General features: G+C 54.9%; 17 protein-coding genes and 2 pseudogenes. 9 read left to right on the forward strand and 10 right to left on the reverse strand.

What is annotated here, in order from left to right; translation table 11 throughout:
- A complete protein-coding gene (locus PW844_RS24450) occupies positions 1-981 on the reverse strand; it encodes a D-threonate 4-phosphate dehydrogenase (RefSeq protein WP_299457386.1) in 981 nt (326 codons plus the stop codon).
- Positions 974-2,245 (reverse strand): four-carbon acid sugar kinase family protein, encoded by a 1,272-nt coding sequence (locus tag PW844_RS24455; protein ID WP_299457388.1) that lies wholly within the window; start codon positions 2,243-2,245, stop codon positions 974-976. Before PW844_RS24455 ends, PW844_RS24450 begins: the two co-directional genes overlap by 8 nt.
- A gap of 192 nt (positions 2,246-2,437) precedes the next feature.
- On the opposite strand from PW844_RS24455, the gene PW844_RS24460 reads away from it, so the two are divergent.
- The 4 genes from PW844_RS24460 to PW844_RS24475 are packed head-to-tail and all read left to right on the forward strand — an operon-like array spanning position 2,438 to position 6,858.
- Complete coding sequence (locus PW844_RS24460; RefSeq protein WP_299457390.1) at positions 2,438-3,586, forward strand: iron-containing alcohol dehydrogenase; 1,149 nt, start codon at positions 2,438-2,440, stop codon at positions 3,584-3,586.
- Between the two features lie 17 nt (positions 3,587-3,603).
- Positions 3,604-4,488: a dihydrodipicolinate synthase family protein gene (locus tag PW844_RS24465; RefSeq protein WP_299457393.1), complete on the forward strand. Its 885-nt coding sequence runs from the start codon at positions 3,604-3,606 to the stop codon at positions 4,486-4,488.
- 60 nt (positions 4,489-4,548) lie between these two features.
- The gene (locus PW844_RS24470) at positions 4,549-5,502 is read left to right on the forward strand and encodes a phosphoglycerate dehydrogenase (RefSeq protein ID WP_299457395.1); all 954 of its coding nucleotides are present in this window, start codon (positions 4,549-4,551) and stop codon (positions 5,500-5,502) included.
- A gap of 45 nt (positions 5,503-5,547) precedes the next feature.
- Positions 5,548-6,858 (forward strand): MFS transporter, encoded by a 1,311-nt coding sequence (locus tag PW844_RS24475; RefSeq protein ID WP_299457397.1) that lies wholly within the window; start codon positions 5,548-5,550, stop codon positions 6,856-6,858.
- A gap of 45 nt (positions 6,859-6,903) precedes the next feature.
- Here PW844_RS24475 and yacL read toward each other — a convergent pair whose 3' ends face one another.
- The 3 genes from yacL to PW844_RS24490 all read right to left on the reverse strand — a co-directional run bounded on the left by yacL (position 6,904) and on the right by PW844_RS24490 (position 11,276).
- The gene (gene yacL, locus PW844_RS24480) at positions 6,904-7,266 is read right to left on the reverse strand and encodes a protein YacL (protein ID WP_084872746.1); all 363 of its coding nucleotides are present in this window, start codon (positions 7,264-7,266) and stop codon (positions 6,904-6,906) included.
- 173 nt (positions 7,267-7,439) lie between these two features.
- Complete coding sequence (gene acnB, locus PW844_RS24485) at positions 7,440-10,037, reverse strand: bifunctional aconitate hydratase 2/2-methylisocitrate dehydratase (RefSeq protein ID WP_299457402.1); 2,598 nt, start codon at positions 10,035-10,037, stop codon at positions 7,440-7,442.
- A 237-nt stretch (positions 10,038-10,274) separates the two neighbouring features.
- Positions 10,275-11,276, reverse strand: coding sequence for an aldo/keto reductase (locus tag PW844_RS24490; RefSeq protein ID WP_299457404.1), 1,002 nt, complete (start codon positions 11,274-11,276; stop codon positions 10,275-10,277).
- Between the two features lie 98 nt (positions 11,277-11,374).
- On the opposite strand from PW844_RS24490, the gene PW844_RS24495 reads away from it, so the two are divergent.
- Entirely contained in the window at positions 11,375-12,292 is a 918-nt protein-coding gene (locus PW844_RS24495; RefSeq protein WP_299457406.1) for a LysR family transcriptional regulator, read from the forward strand.
- 254 nt (positions 12,293-12,546) lie between these two features.
- Entirely contained in the window at positions 12,547-12,693 is a 147-nt protein-coding gene (locus tag PW844_RS29495) for a Hok/Gef family protein (protein WP_367187771.1), read from the forward strand.
- A gap of 142 nt (positions 12,694-12,835) precedes the next feature.
- Here PW844_RS29495 and lpdA read toward each other — a convergent pair whose 3' ends face one another.
- The 4 genes from lpdA to pdhR form a co-directional block, all read right to left on the reverse strand.
- Complete coding sequence (gene lpdA, locus PW844_RS24500; protein WP_084878317.1) at positions 12,836-14,260, reverse strand: dihydrolipoyl dehydrogenase; 1,425 nt, start codon at positions 14,258-14,260, stop codon at positions 12,836-12,838.
- A gap of 174 nt (positions 14,261-14,434) precedes the next feature.
- Entirely contained in the window at positions 14,435-16,315 is a 1,881-nt protein-coding gene (aceF, locus tag PW844_RS24505; protein ID WP_299457408.1) for a pyruvate dehydrogenase complex dihydrolipoyllysine-residue acetyltransferase, read from the reverse strand.
- A 14-nt stretch (positions 16,316-16,329) separates the two neighbouring features.
- Positions 16,330-18,996: a pyruvate dehydrogenase (acetyl-transferring), homodimeric type gene (aceE, locus tag PW844_RS24510; RefSeq protein ID WP_299457410.1), complete on the reverse strand. Its 2,667-nt coding sequence runs from the start codon at positions 18,994-18,996 to the stop codon at positions 16,330-16,332.
- Between the two features lie 128 nt (positions 18,997-19,124).
- Positions 19,125-19,889 carry a pyruvate dehydrogenase complex transcriptional repressor PdhR gene (gene pdhR, locus PW844_RS24515; protein ID WP_013507880.1) on the reverse strand — a complete coding sequence of 255 codons (765 nt, stop codon included), beginning with the start codon at positions 19,887-19,889 and terminating at the stop codon, positions 19,125-19,127.
- A 505-nt stretch (positions 19,890-20,394) separates the two neighbouring features.
- Between pdhR and aroP the strand changes: the two genes are divergently transcribed.
- The 3 genes and pseudogenes from aroP to PW844_RS24530 all read left to right on the forward strand — a co-directional run bounded on the left by aroP (position 20,395) and on the right by PW844_RS24530 (position 24,294).
- Positions 20,395-21,750, forward strand: a complete 1,356-nt coding sequence (gene aroP / locus PW844_RS24520; RefSeq protein WP_299457413.1) for an aromatic amino acid transporter AroP — start codon at positions 20,395-20,397, stop codon at positions 21,748-21,750.
- Positions 21,751-21,922: 172 nt separating this feature from the next.
- Entirely contained in the window at positions 21,923-23,335 is a 1,413-nt protein-coding gene (locus PW844_RS24525) for a glycoside-pentoside-hexuronide (GPH):cation symporter (RefSeq protein WP_299457415.1), read from the forward strand.
- A pseudogene (locus PW844_RS24530) lies at positions 23,332-24,294 on the forward strand (family 43 glycosylhydrolase). The gene PW844_RS24525 and the pseudogene PW844_RS24530 overlap by 4 nt, the downstream one beginning before the upstream one ends.
- On the opposite strand, the pseudogene ampE reads toward PW844_RS24530, so the two are convergent.
- Positions 24,276-25,137: pseudogene (gene ampE / locus PW844_RS24535) on the reverse strand (beta-lactamase regulator AmpE). The pseudogenes PW844_RS24530 and ampE sit on opposite strands and share 19 nt — an antisense overlap.
- Between the last annotated feature and the right edge of the window lie 4 nt (positions 25,138-25,141).

Raw genomic sequence — 25,141 nt, forward strand, 5'->3', positions numbered from 1 at the left:
CTATGCAAGTTGCATCGCGAGTTTGATGGAGATCGCCATGCTCGCAGAGTTCGCCTTACCTGTCCAGGCGATATCAAAGGCGGTGCCGTGGTCTGCTGAAGTGCGGATAAACGGCAGCCCGGCAGTGATGTTTACACCATCATAAAAACCGAGTAATTTCAGTGGAATATGTCCCTGATCGTGGTACATCGCCACCACCATATCGTACTGGCCTTGCTGACATTGCAGGAACACGGTATCCGGCGGGCACGGGCCGTACACATCAATGCCTTTTTCCTTCATCGCCCGGATAGCCGGTGCCACGGTAGTGATCTCTTCATCGCCGAACAGGCCGTTTTCACCGGCATGCGGGTTAACCCCCGCTACCGCAATGCGTGGCTTGTCGAACCCAACGCGACGCAGGAAGCTATCCGCCATGCCGATCACCGTTTCAATACGCGGCCGATTCAGGGTATCGAGGAATTTACGCAGCGCAATATGGGTGGTGACGTGAATCACCTTCAGATGGTCGGTATACAGCACCATGGCGTAATTTTTGGTATTGGTCAGTTGCGCCAGCAGTTCAGTATGCCCCGGATAGATATGACCGGCCGAATGCAGCGCTTCTTTGTTCAGCGGTGCGGTGGCAATGGCATGGACTTCCCCGGCCAGCGCCAGCTCGGTGGCGCGTTTCACGCAGCGCCAGGCCAGATCGCCCGCTTCCTTCTGTACCACACCCGGTTTCAGCGCCTCCGGATTCGCCAGCGGTTCATCAATCACGTTGATGATGCCTGGCGCAAAGTGTGCATCTTTTACCTGATCCAGCACGCGCAGTTCGACCTGCGGCGTAATGTTCAATCCCATCACCCGACGCAGCGTACTGGCGCAGCCAACCACTATCGCAGGTACGCCTGCCAGGTCGCCTTCCGCCAGCGCTTTAATGATGATCTCCGGGCTGATGCCCGCCGGATCGCCCATGGTCACCGCAATAATTTTATTCACTCGACTTCTCCTCAATAAAACGAATGGCTTCTACCAGGGTGTTTTCGTCACCAAAGCCACCCGCTTTGGTCATCACCGGCAGGTGTAAATCACTATTAAGCAGAACCCCGTGCGGCACACAGCCCGCCACCAGGCCCTGAATCTGGAAACCACTGGCACCCAGTGCCTGCGCCACGGCGATCGCAACATCACCGCCGGAAAGATACAGCCCGGCTGGCTGACGATCGCGGCAGACCGTGTTAGTCAGCTGCGCCAGAAACTGGCAAATCTGCTCGCCCAGCGCCTGACGCGATAACTGATGCTGCTGACACAGCGCATCAATCTCATGGCGCTGCCCGGCATGTTGCGTGGTACGAACCACGCAGTGGATACCTGCGTGCAGCGCCTGTTGTATCTCCTGCTGCCAGACGCGGGCCTGCGGCCATGCGGGCTGGGCAAACAGCTGGCGGATATCAATATCGATAATGCGGATGGCACGCTGGCTGGCGAGCCGGTCAATCTGCTGCTGCGCAATGGCACTCATCGAACCAACGATCGCCAGCACCGGGCGTGCCGGGCGTTCGGCGAGGTACTCACCTAAGGCATCACCGAGGCCGGACGCGCCAGCCAGCAATGGGCGGGTTTTCAGCGTCACGGCAGCCTGCATCAGCAAAACCAGGTCAGCATCCTGCTCAATATCAATCACCACCAGCCCGCGCATCGTAGCCAGCAGTTGCGTAAACTTGCCGCTGCGTAGCGTGGCAACATCGACAACCTCGCCCGGTAAATCGCTCTGCATTTGCAGGCACGTCAAAACATGGCTGCTGGTGACCGGCGTCTTCGGGTCGCTGGCAAATTCGGTGTCGGTCAGGCGCTGCTGGTTGATCCACACTTCACCGTTGCGCGTGGTCCGCCCGAGTTTCGGCACCGCCGGTACCACCAGCGCCAGCGCTTTGCCACTGGCCTGCAATGCCGCAGCGATCTCCGCACCGGGGTTGCCACGTAACGTGGAGTCAATCTTCTTGAACAGCCAGCCATCCTGAGCCATCGCCTGATGCTGCTGCACCGCATGACGGGTGCGTTCGGCCGCGTCGGTTGCACTCACCGCCCGGCTGTCGGTGCTAATGACCAGCACATCAGCAGCACCAGCATCGTGCGGTGTCTGGCTATCAAACAGCACATGGACGCGCGCACCTGCCCTGGCCAGCCCGCTTCCCGCATCGTTAGCGCCGGTAAAATCATCGGCAATCACCAGCACCGGCGTTTTCCATGGATGTAAACGCATTCTCTCTCCTGTCACGGGCAGCTTGCCGTATTGAGATTGATTATATTCAATCATGATTGATTATATGTGAGCAAGATCAAATTAATTGAAATCAATATGCCCTATAAATTCAGGCACAGTTAGTGACAGATATCGCATTGCATTGAGCAATAACAATCAATCAGTGCGATAACACCGGGAAAAGGGTACGAAATGAATATCAACAGCACCGTGATCAGCGGCTACCAGGCACTTAATGACCTCAGCTACCTGCTGAAAGGTAAGCAAAAAGCTCTGCTGGTTACTGATAAGAATATAGAGGGCATTCCGGCAGTACAGACGTTAATCGCCCAGCTGAAGCAGCAGATTGCCAGCCTCAGCCTGGTCAATAGCGTGCCACCGGAACCGAGCCAGCACGATGTGGCGGCGATCGTCGCGGCCCTGCCCACCACTGATGTCGATCTGGTGATTGGCGTGGGTGGCGGTAGCGTACTGGATGTCGCCAAGCTGCTGTCTATTCTGTGCGTAGCAGGCGCACCCACCCTGGATGCGCTGCTGGCCGGGGAAAAACCACTGACCCGCACCACCTCGCTGTTGATTCCCACCACCGCCGGTACCGGTTCAGAAGCCACGCCGAACGCCATTCTGGCGATCCCGGAGAAAGAGACCAAAGTGGGCATTATCACCCCGGTGATGCTGCCGGATTACGTGGCACTGATACCGGAGCTGACCACCAGCATGCCGCCGCATATTGCCTCCTCAACCGGTATCGATGCGTTGTGCCACCTGATTGAGTGCTTCACCGCGACAGTGGCGAATCCGGTTAGCGATAACTACGCGATGATCGGCATGAAGAAGCTGTTTGCCAGCCTGGAAACCGCCGTTGCCGAACCGGGTAATCTCGAAGCGCGCCTGAATATGCTGTGGGCGTCTTACTATGGTGGCGCGTCGATTGCCCATGCCGGTACGCACCTGGTGCACGCCATGTCTTATCCGTTGGGCGGCAAATATCACATCCCACACGGCGTCGCCAACGCCATCCTGCTGGCACCCTGCATGCGCTTTGTGCGTCCGGCGGCGGTGAGTAAATTTGCTCAGGTCTGGGATTTACTGCCCGATGCCGACCTCCAGCTGGATGAAGAGGCGAAGTCGCACGCGCTGGTGGAATATTTCGCCGCGCTGGTGCAACGCCTGAAGCTGCCTGCCAGCCTGGAAGAACTGGGTATCGGCCCGGATCACCTGCCCTATCTGGTGGAAGCCGCGCTCGACGTGCAACGCCTGATGAAGAATGTACCGATGAAAGTGAGCGCCGATGACGTACGAAACGTCTACCTGACGCTGTTTCCGGCATTGAATCACTAAGGACTATCGAGGAAATCATGAGTAACAAAATCCAGGGCGTACTGACCGCCATTGTCACCACCTTCGACCGCGACGGTGCCTTCAACCCTGCGACCCAGCGTGAGCAGGTCAAACGTCAGCTGAGCGCCGGTAACGGTATTTTCTGCGGCGGCACTAACGGCGAATTCTTCGTGCTGAATGAGCAGGAGAAGCTGGCCGTCACCGAAACCTGTGTCGATGAAGTCAACGGCAGCGCGCCTGTCGTGGCCCATATTGGCGAGATCTCGACGCGTGAAACCATCCGTCTCGGTAAGCAGATTGAGAAGCTGGGCGTGGATGCGGTGTCGGTGATCACCCCTTATTTTGTGCCGCTGAAACAGGATGAGCTGATTTATCACTATCAGAGCGTGGCTGATGCCCTGAGCGTGCCGCTGTTTCTCTACAACATTCCGGCGCGCACCGGTAATACGCTGCAACCGGAAACCGTGCGCCAGCTGGCCGCGCATCCCAATATCGTCGGTATCAAAGACAGTGCAGGCAGCTATGAGAGCCTGAGCGGTTTCCTCAAGGCAGCGGAAGGTATCGATGGTTTTGATGTGCTGAACGGCCCGGATTCCTTAATCCATCAGGGCTTTGTCGATGGCTGCTCTGCCTGCATCTCCGGCCTTGCCAACGTAGCACCGAAAGAGATCAACGCCATCTGGGCGCGCTTCCATGCTGGTGATATTGAAGGTTCGCGTCTGGCTCAGGAAAACGTCACCGGCCTGCGTACCGATCTTTACAGCATCGGGTTCTCCCCGGCAGCGGTGAAGAAAGCCCTCTACCTGCTGGGTTATGACGTGGGCGACAGCCGCTATGCGGTGCGCTTCTCTGCCGAAGAAGAGCAGAAGATCCGCCAGGTAGTGAACCAGTATTTGCAGTAACGGCCGTCAGGGCAGCCGCTGCTGCCCTTGCCTGTTCCACTTTTTACACCGGGAAGCGTTATGAAAGTCATCTGTACCTCACCGTCATTCGCCAAATATGACGCCACACCAATTACGACCTTACAGCAGCAGGGTTTCGAGCTGATTACCCTGCCGGCCGATGCCCCGCTCAGCGCGCTGGAACCTCATCTGGCTGAAACCGTAGCGATGATTGTCGCCTTTACCGACGTGAATGAAGAACTGCTGAGCAAAGCGCCGCAGCTGAAGATTGTCTGCAAGCACGGCGTTGGCGTCGATAACATCAACCTCGACGCCACGCGCGCACGCGGCATCTATGTCACCAACGTGCCGGACGCCAATAAGCACGCCGTGGCCGACTTCGCCTTTGCGCTAATTCTCAACAGCGCACGCCAGGTGACCCAGGCCGCCGTAGATACCCGCGCCGGTCACTGGCCACGCATTTTTGCCACCGATGTGTATGGCAAAACCCTCGGTATCGTCGGTCTGGGCAACATTGGCAAGCAGGTCGCACTGCGTGCCAAAGGATTTAACATGCGCGTCATCGCTTTTGATTTCTACCCGGATGCAAAATTCGCTGCCGAACACGGTATTGAATTCGTCGATATGGAACAACTGACCGAAGCGAGTGACTTCATCACCCTGCATACCCCGCTGACCAACGAAACGCGCAACCTGTTTGATGCGGCACGCATCAGACGCATGAAGAAAAGCGCCTTCCTGATCAACGTGTCACGCGGCGGCGTGGTGAACGAACAGGATCTGTTCCTGGCATTGCAAGACAATGTGATTGCCGGTGCCGCTGCCGATGTATTTGAGCAGGAACCGCTGGTGGAACACCCGTTGTTCACGCTGAGTAACTTTATCCCAACCTCGCACATCGCGGGCTACACCGACGGAGCCATCAGCGCCATCGGCGAACGCTGCGTGATGCAGATTGTGCAGTGCATTAAACAGGGCGAACGCCCGGTGAACGTGATGAACGGGCTGGCCTAAAGGCCGCCCGGCTCAACCCTACGAAATGTCTGGTGGATTATTATTATGAACAACACCTCTCGCATTCGCTGGTGGATCGCAGGCCTGATGTGGCTGGCGGTTGCCATTAACTATATTGACCGTACTGTACTCTCTGCTGCTGCCCCACATCTGATCAAAGAACTGTCGATCAATCCCGAAATGATGGGCGTGATCATGGCGGCGTTTTTCTGGTCGTATGCGCTGCTGCAAATCCCGGCGGGCTGGTTTGCTGACCGTTTCGGTCAGAAAAAAGGTCTCGGCATTGCTGTTGGCTGGTGGTCCATCGCTACTATGGCGATGGGACTGGCGACAGGCTTTAAATCACTGCTGGCGCTGCGCCTGGCGTTGGGCGTCGGTGAAGCCGCTGCCTACCCAAGCAACGCCGGGATCGCCGCGCGCTGGTTCCCGGATCGCGAACGCGCAACGGTTTCTGGCCTCTTTGATAGCGCCTCCAAGTTTGGTGGTGCCGTCGCAATGCCGCTGATCGTCTGGATGATCGCCATGTTTGACTGGCGTATCACCTTCCTCGCCATCGGCGCGATCGGTTTGTTCTGGGTGATCGCCTGGTATTTTATCTACGCGGAAAATCCGGAAGACCATAAAGCGATCAGCCGCGACGAAGTTCGCCTGATCCGTGATGGCCAGGCCAACAAGCATGGCGATAAAAGCGTGCTGCCGATGAAATGGTACAAGCTGCTGCGCTATCGCAACATCTGGGCGATGTGTATTGGCTTCTTCACCATTAACTACACTTCCTATTTCTTTATCACCTGGCTGCCAACCTACCTGGTGAAAGACAAAGGCATGGATTTCCTGAAAATGGGCATGGTGGCTGCACTGCCGCTGATTTGCGGCATGGTGATTGAAGTGCTGGCGGGCTGGGCATCGGACCGTATGGTGCATAACAAAGTGCTATCGCTCACTGCCACACGCAAACTGTTCCTGACCATTGGCCTGCTGATGGCGCTGTGTATCGGTTTCGCCCCCTTCACCGATTCGGTATTTATGACGGTATTGCTACTGTGTATCGCTAAATCCGGCACCACCGTGGCGGCTTCCCAGGTGTGGGCACTGCCGGGCGACGTCGCCCCGAAAAACAGCGTGTCGATAGTTGCCGGTTTACAGAACACCGTATCCAATATGGGCGGCGCGGTGGGTCCGATCATTACCGGTGCCATCGTCGGTGCCACGGGTCACTTTACCTGGGCACTGGTGTTCTCCGCCGTGCTGGTGGTGATTGGTATCCTCAACTACCTGTTCCTGATGGGCAAAGTTGAACCGATCGTGGATGAGGAAAAAGTTCATCATCCACACACCCTGACCAGCGGCGCGTAAGTGCCCTGACACGCCGCATCGTCCTGATGCGGCGTTTCCTGATTATTATTTCCCTGCCAGAAACTGCCGGTACGCCGCGATGACCGCCAGAAAATCTTCGACGCCGCAGAATGACAGACTCTCTTCGTCGTAATAGGTCATCCCCTCTTCCAGCCCGTCGTCTTCTAATGCCAGCTGATTGGCCCGGATCATCACCTCTTCTTCATCCAGCCATATCGTGTATTCATGACCGACACGTTGCCATTGCTGATGGGTGCCTTTTACCTGTTGCGCGGCGGCTTCAACGTCATCCAGCAAAGCCAGATTTTCATCAACCTCTTCGTTGAACCAGTGCCCCACCGCTTCGTGGTCCATCGACATACGCACTTTGACCTTGCCGGTCAGATCGCGCAAAAATTCATACTCCATGTGTGTAACCTCTTACCAATGGCGCGCCGCGTGGCACTGCCTGAATTCATTTTGTGCGCAACACGCTGAATAAAGTGGGATCGCGCTCGCATTATGTCAGGCCACGACAGAGGAAAAAAGGGCGCAAAAAAAGGGGGTGATTTTCATCACCCCCTTGCTGAGTTTACAGCCGATTACAGCGCGGTCTGGAAGATCACGTTATCTGCTTTATCGGTGTACTGGTTCAGCTGATCAAAGTTGAGATAGCGGTAGGTATCTGCCGCTGTCTTATCAACCTGAGTCATAAACTGCTGATACTCGTCCGGCGTCGGCAATTTGCCCAGCAGCGATGCAACCGCCGCCAGCTCCGCAGACGCCAGATAGACGTTGGCACCGGTACCGAGACGGTTCGGGAAGTTACGGGTCGAGGTGGATACCACCGTCGCACCGTCCGCCACACGCGCCTGGTTACCCATGCACAGCGAACAACCCGGGATCTCGATACGCGCGCCGCTCTTACCGAACACGCTGTAGTAGCCTTCTTCCGTCAGCTGTGCCGCATCCATCTTGGTTGGCGGAGCCACCCACAAACGGGTCGGCAGCTGGCCTTTGTGGCTGTCCAGCAATTTACCGGCCGCACGGAAGTGACCGATGTTGGTCATGCAGGAACCGATGAACACTTCATCAATCTTCTCGCCCTGCACATCAGACAGCAGACGCGCATCGTCCGGATCGTTCGGCGCACACAGGATCGGCTCTTTGATTTCCGCCAGATCAATGTCGATCACCGCTGCATATTCGGCATCGGCATCACCTTCCAGCAGCTGCGGATCAGCCAGCCATTTTTCCATGCCTTCAACGCGACGCTCCAGCGTACGGCGATCGCCGTAGCCTTCAGAGATCATCCACTTCAGCAGTACGATATTCGAGTTGAGGTACTCGATGATCGGTTCTTTATCGAGTTTGATGGTGCAACCCGCCGCAGAACGTTCAGCAGAAGCATCGGTCAGTTCAAACGCCTGCTCCACTTTCAGTTTCGGCAGACCTTCGATTTCCAGCACGCGCCCAGAGAAGATGTTTTTCTTGCCTTTCTTCTCAACGGTCAGCAGGCCCTGTTTGATCGCGTACAGCGGGATCGCATGCACCAGATCGCGCAGGGTAATGCCTGGCTGCATTTCGCCTTTGAAGCGCACCAGCACTGATTCCGGCATATCCAGCGGCATGACACCCGTCGCCGCAGCAAACGCCACCAGACCAGAACCGGCCGGGAACGAAATACCAATCGGGAAACGGGTATGCGAGTCACCACCGGTACCTACGGTATCCGGCAGCAGCATACGGTTCAGCCAGCTGTGGATCACGCCATCACCTGGACGCAGCGACACACCGCCACGGTTCATGATGAAGTCTGGCAGGGTGTGATGCGTGGTCACGTCTACCGGTTTCGGGTAAGCGGCAGTGTGACAGAAGGATTGCATCACCAGATCGGCTGAGAAGCCGAGGCAGGCCAGGTCTTTCAGTTCATCACGGGTCATCGGACCGGTGGTGTCCTGAGAACCGACCGAGGTCATTTTAGGTTCGCAGTAAGCGCCCGGGCGGATACCATCGACGCCACAGGCGCGACCGACCATTTTCTGCGCCAGTGAGAAGCCACGGCTGCTGGCAGCCACATCTTTGGCTTGCAAGAAGACATCGCTGTGCGGCAGACCCAGAGATTCACGGGCTTTGGCCGTCAGACCACGCCCGATAATCAGCGGAATACGACCGCCCGCGCGAACTTCATCCAGCAACACTTCGGTTTTCAGTTCGAATGTCGCCAGCACTTCATCGGTGTCATGGTTACGCACTTCACCTTTATACGGATAGACGTCAATGACATCGCCCATATTCAAACGGTCAACTTCCACTTCGATCGGCAGTGCGCCAGCATCTTCCATGGTGTTGAAGAAGATCGGAGCGATTTTACCGCCGAGGCACAGGCCACCGCCCTTCTTGTTGGGGACATACGGAATGTCATCACCCATAAACCACAGCACCGAGTTGGTGGCGGATTTACGCGAAGAACCGGTACCCACGACGTCACCGACGTAAGTCAGCGGGAAACCTTTTTTCTGTAATGCTTCGATCTGTTTGATCGGGCCAATGTTACCAGCATCATCGGGTTCGATGCCTTCACGTGGGTTTTTCAGCATCGCCAGTGCGTGCAGTGGAATATCCGGGCGAGACCATGCATCCGGTGCCGGAGAGAGGTCATCGGTGTTGGTTTCGCCGGTCACTTTGAACACGGTGGTGGTGATTTTTTCTGCCAGTTTTGGACGCTTCAGGAACCATTCTGCATCGGCCCAGGACTGGATAATTTTTTTCGCGTGGGGGTTACCCGCTTTGGCTTTCTCTTCGACATCGTAGAAGTTATCGAACATCAGCAGCGTATGGGACAGGGCTTCTGCAGCAATCGGCGCCAGCGTCTCATCGTCGAGGGATTCAATCAATGCGTGGATGTTGTAGCCACCCTGCATGGTGCCCAGAAGTTCGACTGCTTTTTCAGGAGTAACCAGAGGAGAGTGGGCTTCGCCCTTTGCGACCGCTGCCAGGAATCCGGCTTTTACATAGGCCGCTTCATCAACACCTGGCGGGACACGGTTGACCAACAGGTCAGTAAGGAATTCTTCTTCACCCGCTGGCGGGTTTTTCAGCAGTTCAACCAGCGCGGCCATTTGGGAAGCATCTAACGGCTTAGGTACGATTCCCTGGGCAGCACGCTCGGCAACGTGCTTACGGTATTCTTCTAGCACGACGTTCTCCTCGCTCTCATTGTATAGCTTTCCGGTGCACCCTGTGACGCAGTCCAAAAGTAGGGTGAGGTGCCCGGTTCCGCGTCGGCCAGCATAGCAGCATTTCGGCTGATTGTTAATCTGTTTACAAAAAAGCAACATCCTTTGGTTAAGCAGCAGATTCCGCTGAAGTTGAACCCCATCACGAAAAAAAGCAGGCATCAGATGCCTGCTATGTTATGTCGCTCGCGCTGCTCCTTAACGATCCACCAGCACAAACTCCGTGGCGTTATAACGCTCACCCTGAATCTGTTGCGGATCAAATAGCACATCCAGCGCGCTAATGTCAGCGCTGCTTAATTGCAGGGTTGCGGCAGCACAGTTTTGCTCCAGATGGGCAATTTTGCTGGCTCCCGGAATCGGCACAATAAACTCGCCTTTCGCCAGCACCCAGGCCAGTGCCAGTTGCGCTGGCGTGGCGTCATAACCTACAGCCAGCTCTGTCAGCTGATTCACTAACTTCTGGTTATGCGTTTGAGCGTCCTGCTGGAAACGCGGCAGATAACGACGGAAATCATCCTCAGCCAGCGTTGCCGCAGCGGGGAATTTACCGGTCAGAAAGCCACGTCCCAGCGGGCTGTAAGGCACAAAACCGATATTAAGCTCGCGGCAGGCGGCAAAGATCTCTTGCTCTTGCTCTGGATCGCGCGTCCACAACGAGTATTCACTTTGCAGCGCGGAAATCGGATGTACCGCACAGGCACGGCGCAGGGTCGCCGGGGAGACTTCCGACAAACCCAGATATTTGACTTTGCCTTCGCGCACCAAATCGGCCATCACGCCGACCACCTCTTCAATCGGTACCGCAGGATCAAGACGATGCTGATAGAGCAGGTCGATACTTTCCACCCCAAGCCGCTGCAGCGATCCCTCTACCGCACGGCGAATATGTGCCGGGTCGCTGTTGGCCCCCGTCACACGCTCCCAGCCCTCCCCTTGCTCATTGATACGGAAACCAAACTTGGTCGCCACTTTAATCTCTTTACGCCCCTTCAGGGCTTTTGCCAGCAAGGTTTCATTGGTGAAGGGGCCGTAAACTTCAGCCGTATCGAGAAAATCGACACCCAGCTCAAAGGCACGGGCCAGGGTATTCAGCGCCTGTTGCTCATCATTGGCCCCGTAGGCGAATGACATCCCCATGCAGCCCAGCCCCAGTGCCGAAACCTGTAATCCCTGATTGCCTAATTGACGTTGTTGCATTGTTTCATCCTCTTCGCTGTCAGTGTTATTGTTATAACCCTCAACAATCACCGCAACAATTGAGGCATTTTTGCCGATTTAGTGAGTGAAATTCAGCAATGAGTCAATATCGCGCCACGCTACAGGAACTGGAGATGTTTGCCGCTATCGCCCAGCATCTGAGCTTTCGTAAAGCCGCAGCAGAACGCAATATCACGCCATCGGCACTTAGCCACGCGATGCGTAATTTTGAAGAACGCCTCGGCATGCGGCTTCTCAATCGCACCACACGCAAAGTGGCACTGACGCCCGCCGGGGAGCGCTTTCTCCAGCGCATCCAGCCCGCGTTACAGGATTTGGCGCAGGCAGTGGATGAACTGAATGACTGGCGCAGCGATCCGCAGGGGAATCTACGCATCAGTATCCCGCGCTCAGCCGAAGCCCTGTTTTTCCAGTCGCTCATTCTGCCGTTTATGCAGCGCTATCCGCAGATCAGCGTGGAAATCGACAGCAACGACACACTGCTGGACATTGTGACGGCGGGTTTTGATGCAGGCGTGCGTTATGGTGCCGTACTGGCGCAGGATATGGTGGCGGTGCCATTTGGTGAACCGATGCGTGCCGTGGCGGTCGCCACCCCGGCATTCATTACCCGCCACGGTATGCCGCAGACTCCGGCAGAGTTGCTGCACTTTCCCTGCATTGAGCGACGCTTTCCCAGCGGACGTCGCTATCGCTGGGAATTCTGGCAGGATGGACAGAAACAGGAGGTGGCCGTGCGCGGCTCCCTAATACTGGACAATAACGAGCGGATTCTGCAAGCCGCACTGGCGGGTGCAGGCATTGCTTTTTTGCATCAGGGCACAGTGGCTGAAGCGCTGCAAAGCGGAGAGCTGGTGGAAATCCTGCCGGAATTTACCCAGGTAGAAGAAGGCTTCTGGCTTTATTATCCCAGCCGTAAATATATCCCTACGCCGTTGCGCTATTTTATTGACTGGCTTAAAGAAAACAGAAATATAAATAACACCTCTTGTTAGTAGATTAATTAAATAAGAAATCAGGCCTAATAAAAAAGAATAAAAATAACAGGTGAAAATAATAAAAAACAGATTAGACTGCCTGCGGGCGCTTGAGACAATCTGTCTTAAGCATCAGAAATGATATTGAGGTGGGTTGTGGAGAGTTTGCTCGCGGGATTAATTTTACTTAACCACCGCGAGCGAGCGACTACCCTACACCCAACAATGTCAGGGTAGTCACTTGCTCGCTTTAAATCAAGGAGCAAGTGACGATGAGGTCAACATTCGGCAAACTGATTATCAGCGGAGTCATTTTATTAGGACTCTGTCTCATCAACCGCAATTCATTATGTGAATTACGATTGAGGATATTCACAGCTGAATTATCAGCGGTTATGGCCTGTGAAGGCAGACCGTAGAAACTTCATTAAGCGGGGATTCTTCCCCGCTTTTCCGTCACTGTTTAGGCGTTAGCTCAGGCGCCCATTTCGTTATTCAACTTAAATAACCACGTAATAAAAAACGGCTCCCTTAAGGAGCCGTCTGTTTATTTCTCAGCGCTTATTTCTTTTTCGCTTTCGGGTTCGGCAGGTCGGTAATGCTACCTTCGAACACTTCCGCCGCCAGACCAACGGATTCATGCAGCGTTGGGTGCGCATGGATGGTCAGCGCGATGTCTTCCGCATCACAACCCATTTCGATAGCCAGACCGATTTCACCCAGCAGCTCGCCGCCGTTGGTACCGACAATGGCACCACCGATAACACGGTGAGTTTCTTTGTCGAAAATCAGTTTGGTCATACCGTCAGCGCAGTCAGAAGCGATAGCACGGCCAGAAGCAGCCCACGGGAAGGTGGAAACTTCGTAGCTGATGCCTTTTTCTTTCGCTTCTTTCTCGGTCAGACCCACCCATGCCACTTCCGGCTCGGTGTAGGCGATTGACGGAATCACTTTCGGATCGAAGTAGTGCTTCATACCGGCGATAACTTCAGCCGCTACGTGACCTTCATGCACGCCTTTGTGCGCCAGCATCGGCTGACCCACGATATCACCGATAGCGTAGATATGCGGCACGTTGGTGCGCATTTGCTTGTCGACGCGGATGAAACCACGATCGTCCACTTCCACGCCCGCTTTGCCCGCATCCAGGCCTTTACCGTTCGGTACGCGGCCAATCGCCACCAGCACCGCGTCATAACGCTGGGCTTCAGTTGGTGCTTTTTTACCTTCCATGGAAACGTAAATACCGTCTTCTTTCGCTTCAACGGCAGTCACTTTGGTTTCCAGCATCAGGTTGAATTTCTTGCTGATACGTTTGGTGAAGACTTTCACCACGTCTTTATCGGCAGCCGGGATCACCTGGTCAAACATTTCAACCACGTCAATCTCTGAACCCAGCGCATGGTAAACGGTACCCATTTCCAGGCCGATGATACCGCCGCCCATCACCAGCAGGCGCTTCGGTACTTCTTTCAGTTCCAGTGCATCGGTGGAATCCCACACGCGCGGATCTTCATGCGGAATGAACGGCAGTTCAATCGGACGAGAACCGGCCGCAATGATGGCGTTGTCGAAGTTGATGGTGGTTGCACCGCCTTCACCTTCTACCACCAGCGTGTTGGCACCGGTGAATTTACCCAGACCGTTCACCACTTTCACTTTACGGCCTTTGGCCATACCAGCCAGACCGCCAGTCAGTTGGGTGATGACTTTCTCTTTCCAGGTACGAATTTTGTTGATGTCGGTTGAAGGCTGGCCAAACACGATGCCGTGTTCTTCCAGTGCTTTCGCTTCTTCAATCACTTTCGCTACGTGCAGCAGCGCTTTTGACGGGATACAGCCTACGTTCAGACATACACCACCGAGGGTGCTGTAGCGCTCTACCAGTACGGTTTCCAGACCTAAATCAGCGCAACGGAAGGCTGCAGAGTAACCTGCAGGACCTGCCCCAAGTACCACGACTTGAGTTTTAATCTCTGTACTCATCATGACCTCTTATTAGATTTCCGGCGGCCAGACGCGAACCTGTCCCAGGCTCTGGATGCCCTTATTCCACCGGCACATTTCACCGCAAGAGTTTACAGAATTGTTAACAAACTGCCAACCGCGGCAACTCTGAATGCGTACAACAAGGCCGGCATTTGCCGGCCTTGATTAACTTCACATCACCAGACGGCGAATGTCCGACAGCATGTTGTTGATGATGGTGATAAAGCGCGCACCATCAGCACCATCGATCACGCGGTGGTCGAAGGAAAGAGAGATTGGCATCATCAGACGTGGTGCAAACTCTTTACCATTCCATACCGGTTCCATCGCAGACTTGGACACACCGAGGATAGCCACTTCCGGCGCGTTAACGATTGGCGCGAAGTGCGTGGTACCGAGGCCACCCAGGCTGGAAATGGTGAAGCATCCACCCTGCATGTCGCCTGCGGTCAGCTTGCCGTCACGCGCTTTTTTCGAAACAGCCATCAGTTCACGCGACAGTTCAGTGATGCCTTTTTTGTTCACATCTTTGAACACCGGAACCACCAGACCGTTCGGCGTATCGACCGCCACACCGATGTTGATGTATTTCTTCAGCGTCAGTTTCTGACCGTCTTCAGACAGTGAACTGTTGAAGCGAGGCATCTGCTCCAGCGCTGCCGCCACCGCTTTCATGATAAACACCACCGGGGTGAATTTCACATCCAGCTTACGTTTCTCGGCTTCGCTGTTCTGCTGTTTACGGAACGCTTCCAGATCGGTGATGTCGGTTTTGTCGAAGTGGGTAACATGCGGAATCATCACCCAGTTGCGGCTCAGGTTGGCACCAGAGATTTTCTGGATACGGCCCAGTTCCACTTCTTCGATTTCGCCGAACTTGCTGAAATCAACTTTCGGCCACGGCAGCAGGCCTGGCAGGCTACCACCGCTGGCAGCAGCAGCCGGTGCAGCTTCAGCGCGTTTCACCGCGTCTTTCACGTATGCCTGCACGTCTTCTTTCAGGATGCGACCTTTACGACCGGTGCCTTTGACTTTCGCCAGGTTGACACCGAACTCGCGTGCCAGGCGACGAATCACCGGCGTGGCGTGGACGTAAGCATCGTTCTCAGCAAAGTCGCTTTTCGAATCCGCTTTCGCCGCAGCCGGAGCAGATTGCGCAGCTGCCGGGGCCGGAGCCGCTTCCTGTTTCGCAGCCGGTGCGGCAGCAGCAGGCGCAGCGCCTTCTACTTCGAACACCATGATAAGCGAGCCGGTTTTAACTTTGTCGCCGGTAGCCACTTTCAGCTCTTTAACGGTGCCCGCAAACGGTGCCGGAACTTCCATCGAAGCTTTGTCGCCTTCAACCACAATCAGAGACTGTTCAGCGGAGACTTTGTCGCCCACTTTCACCAGCACTTCAGTGACTTCAACTTCATCACCACCGATGTCAGGGACGTTGACGTCTTTCGCGCCAGCCGCCGCTGCCGGGGCGGGTGCCGCAGCAGGCTGTGCCGCTGGTGCAGCGGCAGGTGCAGCGCCTTCCGCTTCGAACACCATGATAAGCGAACCGGTATTCACTTTGTCGCCGGTGGCAATTTTGATCTCTTTCACCACGCCCGCGAACGGTGCCGGGACTTCCATAGAAGCCTTGTCGCCTTCCACGGTGATCAGTGACTGCTCAGCCGCAACGGTATCGCCAACCTTGACCAGAATCTCAGTCACTTCAACTTCGTCACCGCCGATATCCGGCACATTAACGTCTTTGCTGACCGCTGCCGCAGCAGGTGCTGGTGCCGCTTCCGCTTTCTTCTCTTCTGCCGCCGGTGCAGCTGCTGCTGCACCCTCTGCGTCAAAGATCATGATGAGCGAGCCGGTTTCTACTTTGTCACCGGTAGCAATTTTGATTTCTTTCACCACGCCAGCCTGCGGCGAAGGGACTTCCATCGAGGCTTTGTCGCCTTCTACGGTGATCAGCGACTGTTCGGCTTCTACCTTGTCGCCCACTTTGACCAGGATCTCAGTGACTTCAACTTCATCTGCCCCGATATCCGGCACTTTAATTTCGATAGCCATTACTCTCTTACCTCTTAAGCCAGACGCGGGTTAACTTTATCGGCATCGATGTTGAATTTGGTGATCGCTTCTGCCACCACTTTCTTATCGATTTCGCCGCGTTTAGCCAGTTCACCCAGAGCTGCAACCACGACATAAGATGCATCCACTTCGAAGTGGTGACGCAGGTTCTCACGGCTGTCAGAACGACCGAAACCGTCAGTGCCCAGTACGCGGTAATCGCTGGCTGGCACGTAGCTACGAACCTGTTCAGCAAACAGTTTCATGTAGTCAGTTGACGCCACGGCAGGAGCCTCATTCATCACCTGAGCGATGTAAGGTACGCGCGGAGTTTCTGTCGGATGCAGCATGTTCCAGCGCTCACAATCCTGGCCATCACGCGCCAGTTCGGTGAACGAGGTCACGCTGTAGACGTCAGAGCCGATACCGTAGTCTTTCGCCAGGATCTGCGCAGCTTCACGCACGTGACGCAGGATAGAACCTGAACCCAGCAGCTGCACTTTGCCTTTGCTACCCTCTACTGTTTCCAGCTTGTAGATACCCTTACGGATACCCTCTTCCGCACCCTGCGGCATCGCCGGCATGTGGTAGTTTTCGTTCAGCGTGGTGATGTAGTAGTAAACGTTTTCCTGCGCTTCACCGTACATACGTACCAGGCCGTCATGCATGATGACTGCCACTTCGTAGGCATAAGACGGATCGTAAGAAATACAGTTCGGGATAGTCAGCGACTGAATATGGCTGTGACCATCTTCATGCTGCAGACCTTCACCGTTCAGAGTGGTACGACCGGAGGTACCGCCCACGAGGAAGCCACGCGCCTGCTGATCGCCCGCCAGCCACATCAGATCACCGATACGCTGGAAGCCGAACATTGAGTAATAGATGTAGAACGGAATCATCGGCAGATTGTTGGTGCTGTAAGAAGTCGCCGCCGCCAGCCAGGATGAACCAGCACCCAGCTCGTTGATCCCTTCCTGCAGAATCTGGCCTTTCTCGTCTTCTTTATAGTAAGCAACCTGCTCGCGGTCCTGTGGGGTGTACTGCTGACCGTTCGGGCTATAGATACCAATCTGACGGAACAGACCTTCCATGCCAAAGGTACGGGCTTCGTCTGCCAGAATCGGCACCAGACGATCTTTGATCGACTTGTTCTTCAGCATCACGTTCAGCGCACGCACGAAGGCGATGGTGGTAGAGATCTCTTTGCTCTGCTCTTCCAGCAGCGCACTGAACTCTTCCAGCGCCGGCATTTCCAGCTTCTCAGTGAAATGCGGCTGACGTGTCGGCAGGTAGCCGCCCAGCTTCTCGCGCTGACCATGCAGATAGTTGTACTCTTCAGACCCTTTTTCGAAGGTCACGTACGGCAGTTTTTCAATGTTTTCATCGGCTACCGGCACATTGAAGCGATCGCGGATGTAGCGAACGCCATCCATGTTCATCTTCTTCACCTGGTGAGCGATGTTTTTGCCTTCCGCCGTGTCGCCCATACCATAACCTTTGATGGTATGCGCCAGAATCAGGGTCGGCTGGCCTTTGGTTTCCTGCGCTTTTTTCAGTGCCGCGTAGACTTTCTTCGGATCATGACCACCGCGGTTCAGGGCGAAGATCTCTTCGTCTGACCAGTCTTTCACCAGCGCAGCGGTCTCCGGATATTTACCGAAGAAGTGCTCACGCACGTATGCGCCATCGCGTGATTTGAAGGTCTGGTAGTCGCCGTCGACGGTTTCGTTCATCAGCTGAATCAGCTTTCCACTGGTGTCTTTCTTCAGCAGCTCATCCCAGCGTCCGCCCCAGATCACTTTAATCACGTTCCAGCCAGCACCGGCAAAGATGCCTTCCAGCTCGTTGATGATCTTGCCGTTACCGGTTACCGGGCCATCCAGACGCTGCAGGTTACAGTTGATGATGAATACCAGGTTATCCAGTTTTTCACGGACCGCGATAGTGATCGCACCTTTGGATTCCGGTTCATCCATCTCACCATCACCGAGGAAAGCGTAGACCGTCTGATCGGCGGTATCTTTCAGACCACGGTGCTCAAGGTATTTCAGGAATTTAGCCTGATAAATCGCATTGAGTGGGCCAAGACCCATAGAAACCGTCGGGAACTGCCAGAATTCAGGCATCAGTTTCGGGTGCGGATAAGAAGAGAGACCGTTGCCGTGTACTTCCTGACGGAAGTTGTTCATCTGTTCTTCGGTCAGACGGCCTTCAAGGAACGCACGAGAATAGATACCTGGAGAGATATGGCCCTGGAAGTAAACCAGATCGCCGCCATTTTTCTCGCTACGTGCACGGAAGAAGTGGTTAAAGCACACTTCATAGATCGTCGCAGAAGACTGGAATGATGAGAGGTGACCACCCAGCTCCAGATCTTTCTTCGACGCACGCAGCACCGACATGATGGCGTTCCAGCGAATTGCGGAACGGATACGACGTTCAAGGGAGGCGTTGCCCGGATAGTCCGGTTCGTCTTCAACGGCAATAGAGTTGATGTAGTTGCTGACAGCAGAAGAACCTGCTGCAACTTTTACGCCGCCTTTGCGTGCAGCACTTAATACCTGGTCAATCAGATACTGCGCGCGCTCAACACCTTCTTCACGGATGACCGATTCGATCGCCTGTAGCCAATCACGAGTTTCGATCGGATCCACGTCATTGTGTAAACGTTCTGACATGGGGTGTATTCCTTATCTGTGTCTAATACGTTGAATTGTCAGGAGCCTGTCTGCTTGTGCTTTGCTTCAGTTCACAGCACAAGAAGACAGGCCCGTCGCTTTTTGATCCGCACGTTCGTTGCCGCGCGTTATTCCTTACGTTGCTGTAAACGACGCAGGGAGCGTTCACGACGACTCTGCTCCCGACTTCTGTCCAGCAAGATTTCCTCAATGAACGCCAGGTGACGGTGTGATGCCTCGCGTGCTTGTTCTGGCTCACGAGCCACAATCGCCTCAAAAATACTGGCGCGGTGACCGCTCACTTTCGCCAGCATTTCCCGGCGAGCGTAGAGCAATTCAAAATTCTGACGGACGTTTTGTTCCAGCATAGGGCCCATAGAACGCAGCAAATGCAAAAGCACCACATTATGGGCCGCTTCTGTGACAGCGATCTGATACTGCATCACGGCGTCCGCTTCGGCATCGAGATCGCCGCTGTCCTGTGCCTGCTGGATCTGAACATGGCAGTCGCGAATGCGCTGCAAATCCTCATCCGTACCCCGTAATGCCGCATAATAGGCAGCAATACCTTCCAGTGCATGGCGAGTTTCCAGCAGGTCAAACTGAGATTCAGGGTGTTGAGCAAGCAGGCCGACTAGCGGGTCGCTCAGGCTTTGCCAGAGATGTTTTTGGACGAAGGTGCCGCCACCCTGACGGCGTAGCAGCAATCCTTTCGCCTCCAGGCGCTGGATCGCTTCACGAAGAGAAGGACGTGACACATCGAATTGTTTGGCGAGTTCGCGCTCGGGAAGCAACTTCTCTCCCGGCCGCAGCGTCCCTTCCATAATCAGGGATTCCAGCTGTTGCTCAATTGCATCGGAGAGCTTTGGTTGGCGAATCTTACTGTATGCCATCTTCCCTTCTTAGTTATGCCAGGCGTCCGGAGTAAATTGGTAATACCAATTGCCAAAAGATGCCGGTAAAGTAACAAAGTATTCACCTTGTGTCTATATGGCAGCCGTCACACTTCAGGGGATTATCATTGGTTAAATGCGCTAAATGGCGCTGATAAAGACAGAAATAGAGCCTCAGGGAGAATTGTTAACAGAATTCTCTTTTACCAAACCTTACACAGATTTAGCGCTGCTCGTTCCCCGCAACCATAAGGGAAAGCTATTCGTGTTTATTACCAATTCATGTCAGAAATAGCGCGGCAGGCCAGCAGTGGATGCTGCTGCTTTTTCAGTCATCCCTCAGCACAAAAAGCAAAAGCAGGTGCAAATCGGCGCGCTTATCACTATTCTGGTCGCCAGGGTAGCTTACGTATGCACACAGCACGCCAGGTACCGTAAATAAATGAGTACGTTATGTAAAAACAGCCTTACATTGGGCATAAAATAACAACATCACGAGGTTCGTATGGAACAACAACATGGCGACACGCTGCACCGCGGCTTGAAAAATCGCCATATTCAGCTCATTGCGCTGGGCGGCGCAGTGGGTACAGGTCTGTTTCTGGGCAGCGCATCGGTGATCAAATCCGCCGGTCCGGCGGTGATTCTCGGTTATGCCATTGCAGGATTTATTGCCTTTCTGATTATGCGCCAATTAGGCGAAATGGTAGTGGAAGAACCGGTTGCCGGTAGCTTCAGCCATTTTGCTTACAAATACTGGGGCAACTTCGCCGGTTTTGCTTCAGGATGGAACTACTGGGTGCTGTATGTGCTGGTTGCCATGGCCGAGCTGACCGCTGTCGGTAAATATGTTCAGTTCTGGTGGCCGGACTTTCCCACCTGGGCTACTGCCGCCATCTTCTTTGTGCTGATCAACGCTATCAACCTGACCAACGTGAAAGTATTTGGTGAGATGGAGTTCTGGTTTGCCATTATCAAAGTGGTCGCTGTCATCGGTATGATCCTGTTCGGCGGCTGGCTGCTGTTCAGCGGCAACGGCGGCCCGCAGGCAACCGTCAGCAACCTGTGGAACCAGGGCGGCTTCCTGCCAAATGGTTTTGGCGGGCTGGTGATGATGATGGCGATCATCATGTTCTCGTTCGGTGGCCTGGAGCTGGTGGGTATCACCGCCGCAGAAGCCGACAACCCGGAGCAGAGCATTCCTAAAGCCACCAACCAGGTACTGTGGCGTATTCTGATTTTCTACATCGGCTCCCTGGCCGTGCTGCTGTCGCTGCTGCCATGGACCCGCGTTACCGCTGACACCAGCCCATTTGTGCTGATCTTCCATGAACTGGGTGACTCACTGGTTGCCAATGCGCTTAACGTGGTGATCCTGACTGCCGCGCTGTCGGTGTACAACAGCTGCGTTTATTGCAACAGCCGTATGCTGTTCGGCCTGGCGCAGCAAGGCAATGCCCCGAAAGCACTGCTGAAAGTCGATAAACGCGGTGTCCCAGTGACAACCATTCTGGTGTCAGCCGTCGCGACTGCGCTTTGCGTGCTGATCAACTATCTGATGCCAGGTGAAGCTTTCGGCCTGCTGATGTCTTTAGTGGTCTCCGCGCTGGTCATCAACTGGGCGATGATCAGCCTCGCGCACCTGAAATTCCGTAAGAAGAAAGACCAGCAGGGTGTCACCACGCGCTTCCCCGCCATTCTTTACCCACTGGGTAACTGGGTCTGTCTGCTGTTCCTCGCGGCAATTCTGGTGATCATGCTGATGACCCCAGGCATGGCGATTTCAGTTTGGTTGATTCCGGTCTGGCTGATCGTGCTGGCAGTGGGTTACACCATTAAAAATAAAGCCCAGCAGGCGTAAAACTGTTCCTTCTGCCCGGCGTCAATGTCCGGGCAGATATTTCTCTTCTTTAGATCTTGCTCACACTTTTCCCCGTCCAGGTGTTTTGTCCATCATCGTGACCAATTGGTCCCCGCCAGATTGCTGATTTTCCGCTAATAATTTTTGCACCTGTTATTGCTGGAGATGAACAATGAAAGGAGCAGCACTCTCGTTCCGGGAAAAACTGGGATACGGCATGGGCGATGCCGGATGCAACATGATCGGCGGTGCCATCATGTTGTTCCTCAACTATTTCTATACCGATGTTTTTGGCCTGGCACCGGCACTGGTCGGCACCTTATTGCTTTCGGTGCGGGTGCTGGATGCGGTGACGGATCCGATTATGGGTGCCATTGCCGATCGTACGCAGAGCCGCTGGGGACGTTTTCGCCCGTGGTTGCTGTGGGTGTCCGTTCCCTATGTCCTGTTCAGCGTTCTGATGTTCACCACGCCAGACTGGAGCTATGACAACAAGGTGATCTGGGCATTTATTACCTACTTCCTGATGTCACTGACCTACACCGCCATCAACATCCCTTACTGCTCGCTGGGTGGGGTTATCACCAATGATCCTGGCGAACGCGTCTCCTGCCAGTCGTATCGTTTTGTCATGGTGGGTGTCGCCACGCTGATCCTGTCGCTGTCGCTGCTGCCGATGGCAGAGTGGTTTGGTGGCGATAACAAAGCACGCGGCTATCAAATGGCAATGAGCGTACTGGCACTGATCGGTCTGGCGATGTTTCTGTTCTGCTTTGCCACGGTGCGTGAGCGTATTCGCCCGGCCATACCCAGTAATGACGATCTGAAAAATGACCTGCGCGACGTATGGAAAAATGACCAGTGGGTGCGCATTCTGTTGCTGACTTTCTGTAACGTTTGCCCTGGCTTTATCCGCATGGCCGCCACCATGTATTACGTGACCTGGGTGATGGGCCAGTCGACCCATTTTGCCACGCTGTTTATCAGCCTCGGTGTGATCGGCATGATGCTGGGCAGTACGCTAGCTAAAATCCTCACCGATCGCTGGTGCAAATTAAAAGTCTTCTTCTGGACCAACATCGCGCTGGCGCTATTCTCCAGCGGTTTTTACTGGATCGATCCGCATGCCACCCTGGCAGTGGTTATTGCTTATTTCCTGCTGAATATCCTGCATCAGATCCCCTCCCCGCTACACTGGTCGCTGATGGCGGATGTCGATGATTATGGCGAATGGAAAACCGGTAAACGCATCACCGGCATGAGCTTTTCCGGCAATCTGTTTTTCCTCAAAGTCGGGCTGGCGGTGGCTGGCGCGATGGTGGGCTTTTTACTCTCCATTTATGGCTATGACGCCGGGGCGAAACAGCAAGCCCCCAGCGCGCTGAATGGCATCATGCTGCTGTTTACCGTGATACCTGGCGTTGGCTACCTGATTACCGCCGGGGTCGTACGTCTGCTGAAAGTCGATCGCAAACTGATGCGTACCATTCAGGACGATCTCGCCCTGCGTCGCGCTAATTTCCGTGACCTGCAAGCCCCACACCCGGCCGCTTCCGCCGCTATCGAACCCGGAGAAATTAAATGAGCAATCCATGGCCTAATCCGTTTATCACCCAGCGCGCCGATCCCTTTATTCTCCGCCACGACTGAAGGCTATTACTTTGTCGCCTCAGTGCCGGAATACGACCGGCTGGAGATTCGCCGCGCCGCTACGCTGGCCGGACTGCCCGAGGCCGAGCCGGTGGTGGTGTGGCACAAACCCGATACCGGACCCATGAGCGCGCTGATCTGGGCACCGGAGCTGCATCTCATCGATGGGCAATGGTATCTCTATTTGCGGCCGCCGCCCACACGCCGTGATATTGACGGGCTACTATTCCAGCACCGCATGTATGCGTTGGTGTGCAGTGATGCCGATCCATTGACCGGCCATTGGCAGCCCGTTCGGCGCGTCCACACGCCGCTGGATAGTTTCTCTCTCGATGCCACGCATTTCGTCCATCAGGGGAAAAACTGGTATCTGTGGGCACAAAAAGACCCGGCGATTCCTGGCAATTCGAACCTGTATCTTGCTGAATTACTCAATCCCTGGACGCTGAAAGGCACACCGCAAATGCTGACTCGCCCGGAATATGACTGGGAATGTGCCGGATTTTGTGTCAATGAAGGCCCGGCGGTGATCCGCCACGGTCAGACGCTGTTTGTCACCTATTCCGCCAGCGCCACCGATGAGAATTATTGTCTGGGCATGCTGAGACATTGATGCCAATGCCGATCCACTCGAGCCCGGGCTGGCATAAACTGCCGCAGCCGGTCTTTCGCACCCACTGGCAAAACAGACAGTTCGGCCCGGGCCACAACAGCTTTACCGTGGACGAACAGGGCGAAGATGTGCTGGTTTATCATGCGCGCAACTACACCGAAATTGAGGGTGATCCCCTGTGGGATCCTAACCGCCATACGCGGCTAAAATATTTTGACTGGCGCGAGGACGGCACACCTGATTTTGGCGTGCCGCCAGCCGATCACACCAGCGTGCCGTAGATGGTCAGCAACGCCACCACGACTACCAGCACCAGTGAGTAATCTTTTTCGCCAGTGAAACCGCCGCCACGCGCGGTGTCTGCACTTCATCCATATGCGGATCACGCGCCAGGGAGAACTGCGCCAGGCGGGTCAGTACCTGATACTGGCCGGTATGCAGGTCCGCCAGCGAGGCAAACCAGGCCGGCAGGGCTTTTTCACCGTGCCCCAGCAAGGCGTAGGCTACGCCTGCCAGCCTGACGGGTATCCAGTCCAGCCAGTGCAGCACGCTGTCTATGCCAGACTGCGCGCGTTTCAGCGGTGTATGGTGCGGCGTGCCAGCCAGCTTTGCCAGGCGCGCAGAAACGCATATCCCACCAGCAATACCGGTCCCCAGGGGCCACCGACGACAAACCAGAACAACGGCGCCAGATAGAAGCGAAAATTTATCCAGATAAGCGCGTTCTGTAGCTCGCGCAGAAAGTCACGTTCACTGCACTCCACAGGAACGCCATGAATCAACGTCAGCTCTGCCGCCATCGCCTGATGAGCCGCCTGATCATCATGGCTCGCCGCTTTCAGATAGGCGTGATAATGCAAACGTACCGAACCCGCACCGATACACAGCAAACCCACCACAATCCAGAATAATAGCTGTGCAACACCAAACAGTAGACCCTTCAGGCTCCAGACCAGCAGCCAGACAATCAGCATCGCCACAACCGTCATCACTAAGGTGCGGAATAACGAAAAACGCTGACGACCACGAAACAGCGGCTCCAGCCGATGATCGAGCTGCCAGTGTTCCCCCAGTTTAAACAACCGTTCCCAACCTAACACTAATAACAAGCTAAACAACGTCATAACT

This window comes from Pantoea sp. (assembly GCF_028283705.1).
Taxonomy (GTDB): Bacteria; Pseudomonadota; Gammaproteobacteria; order Enterobacterales; family Enterobacteriaceae; genus Pantoea.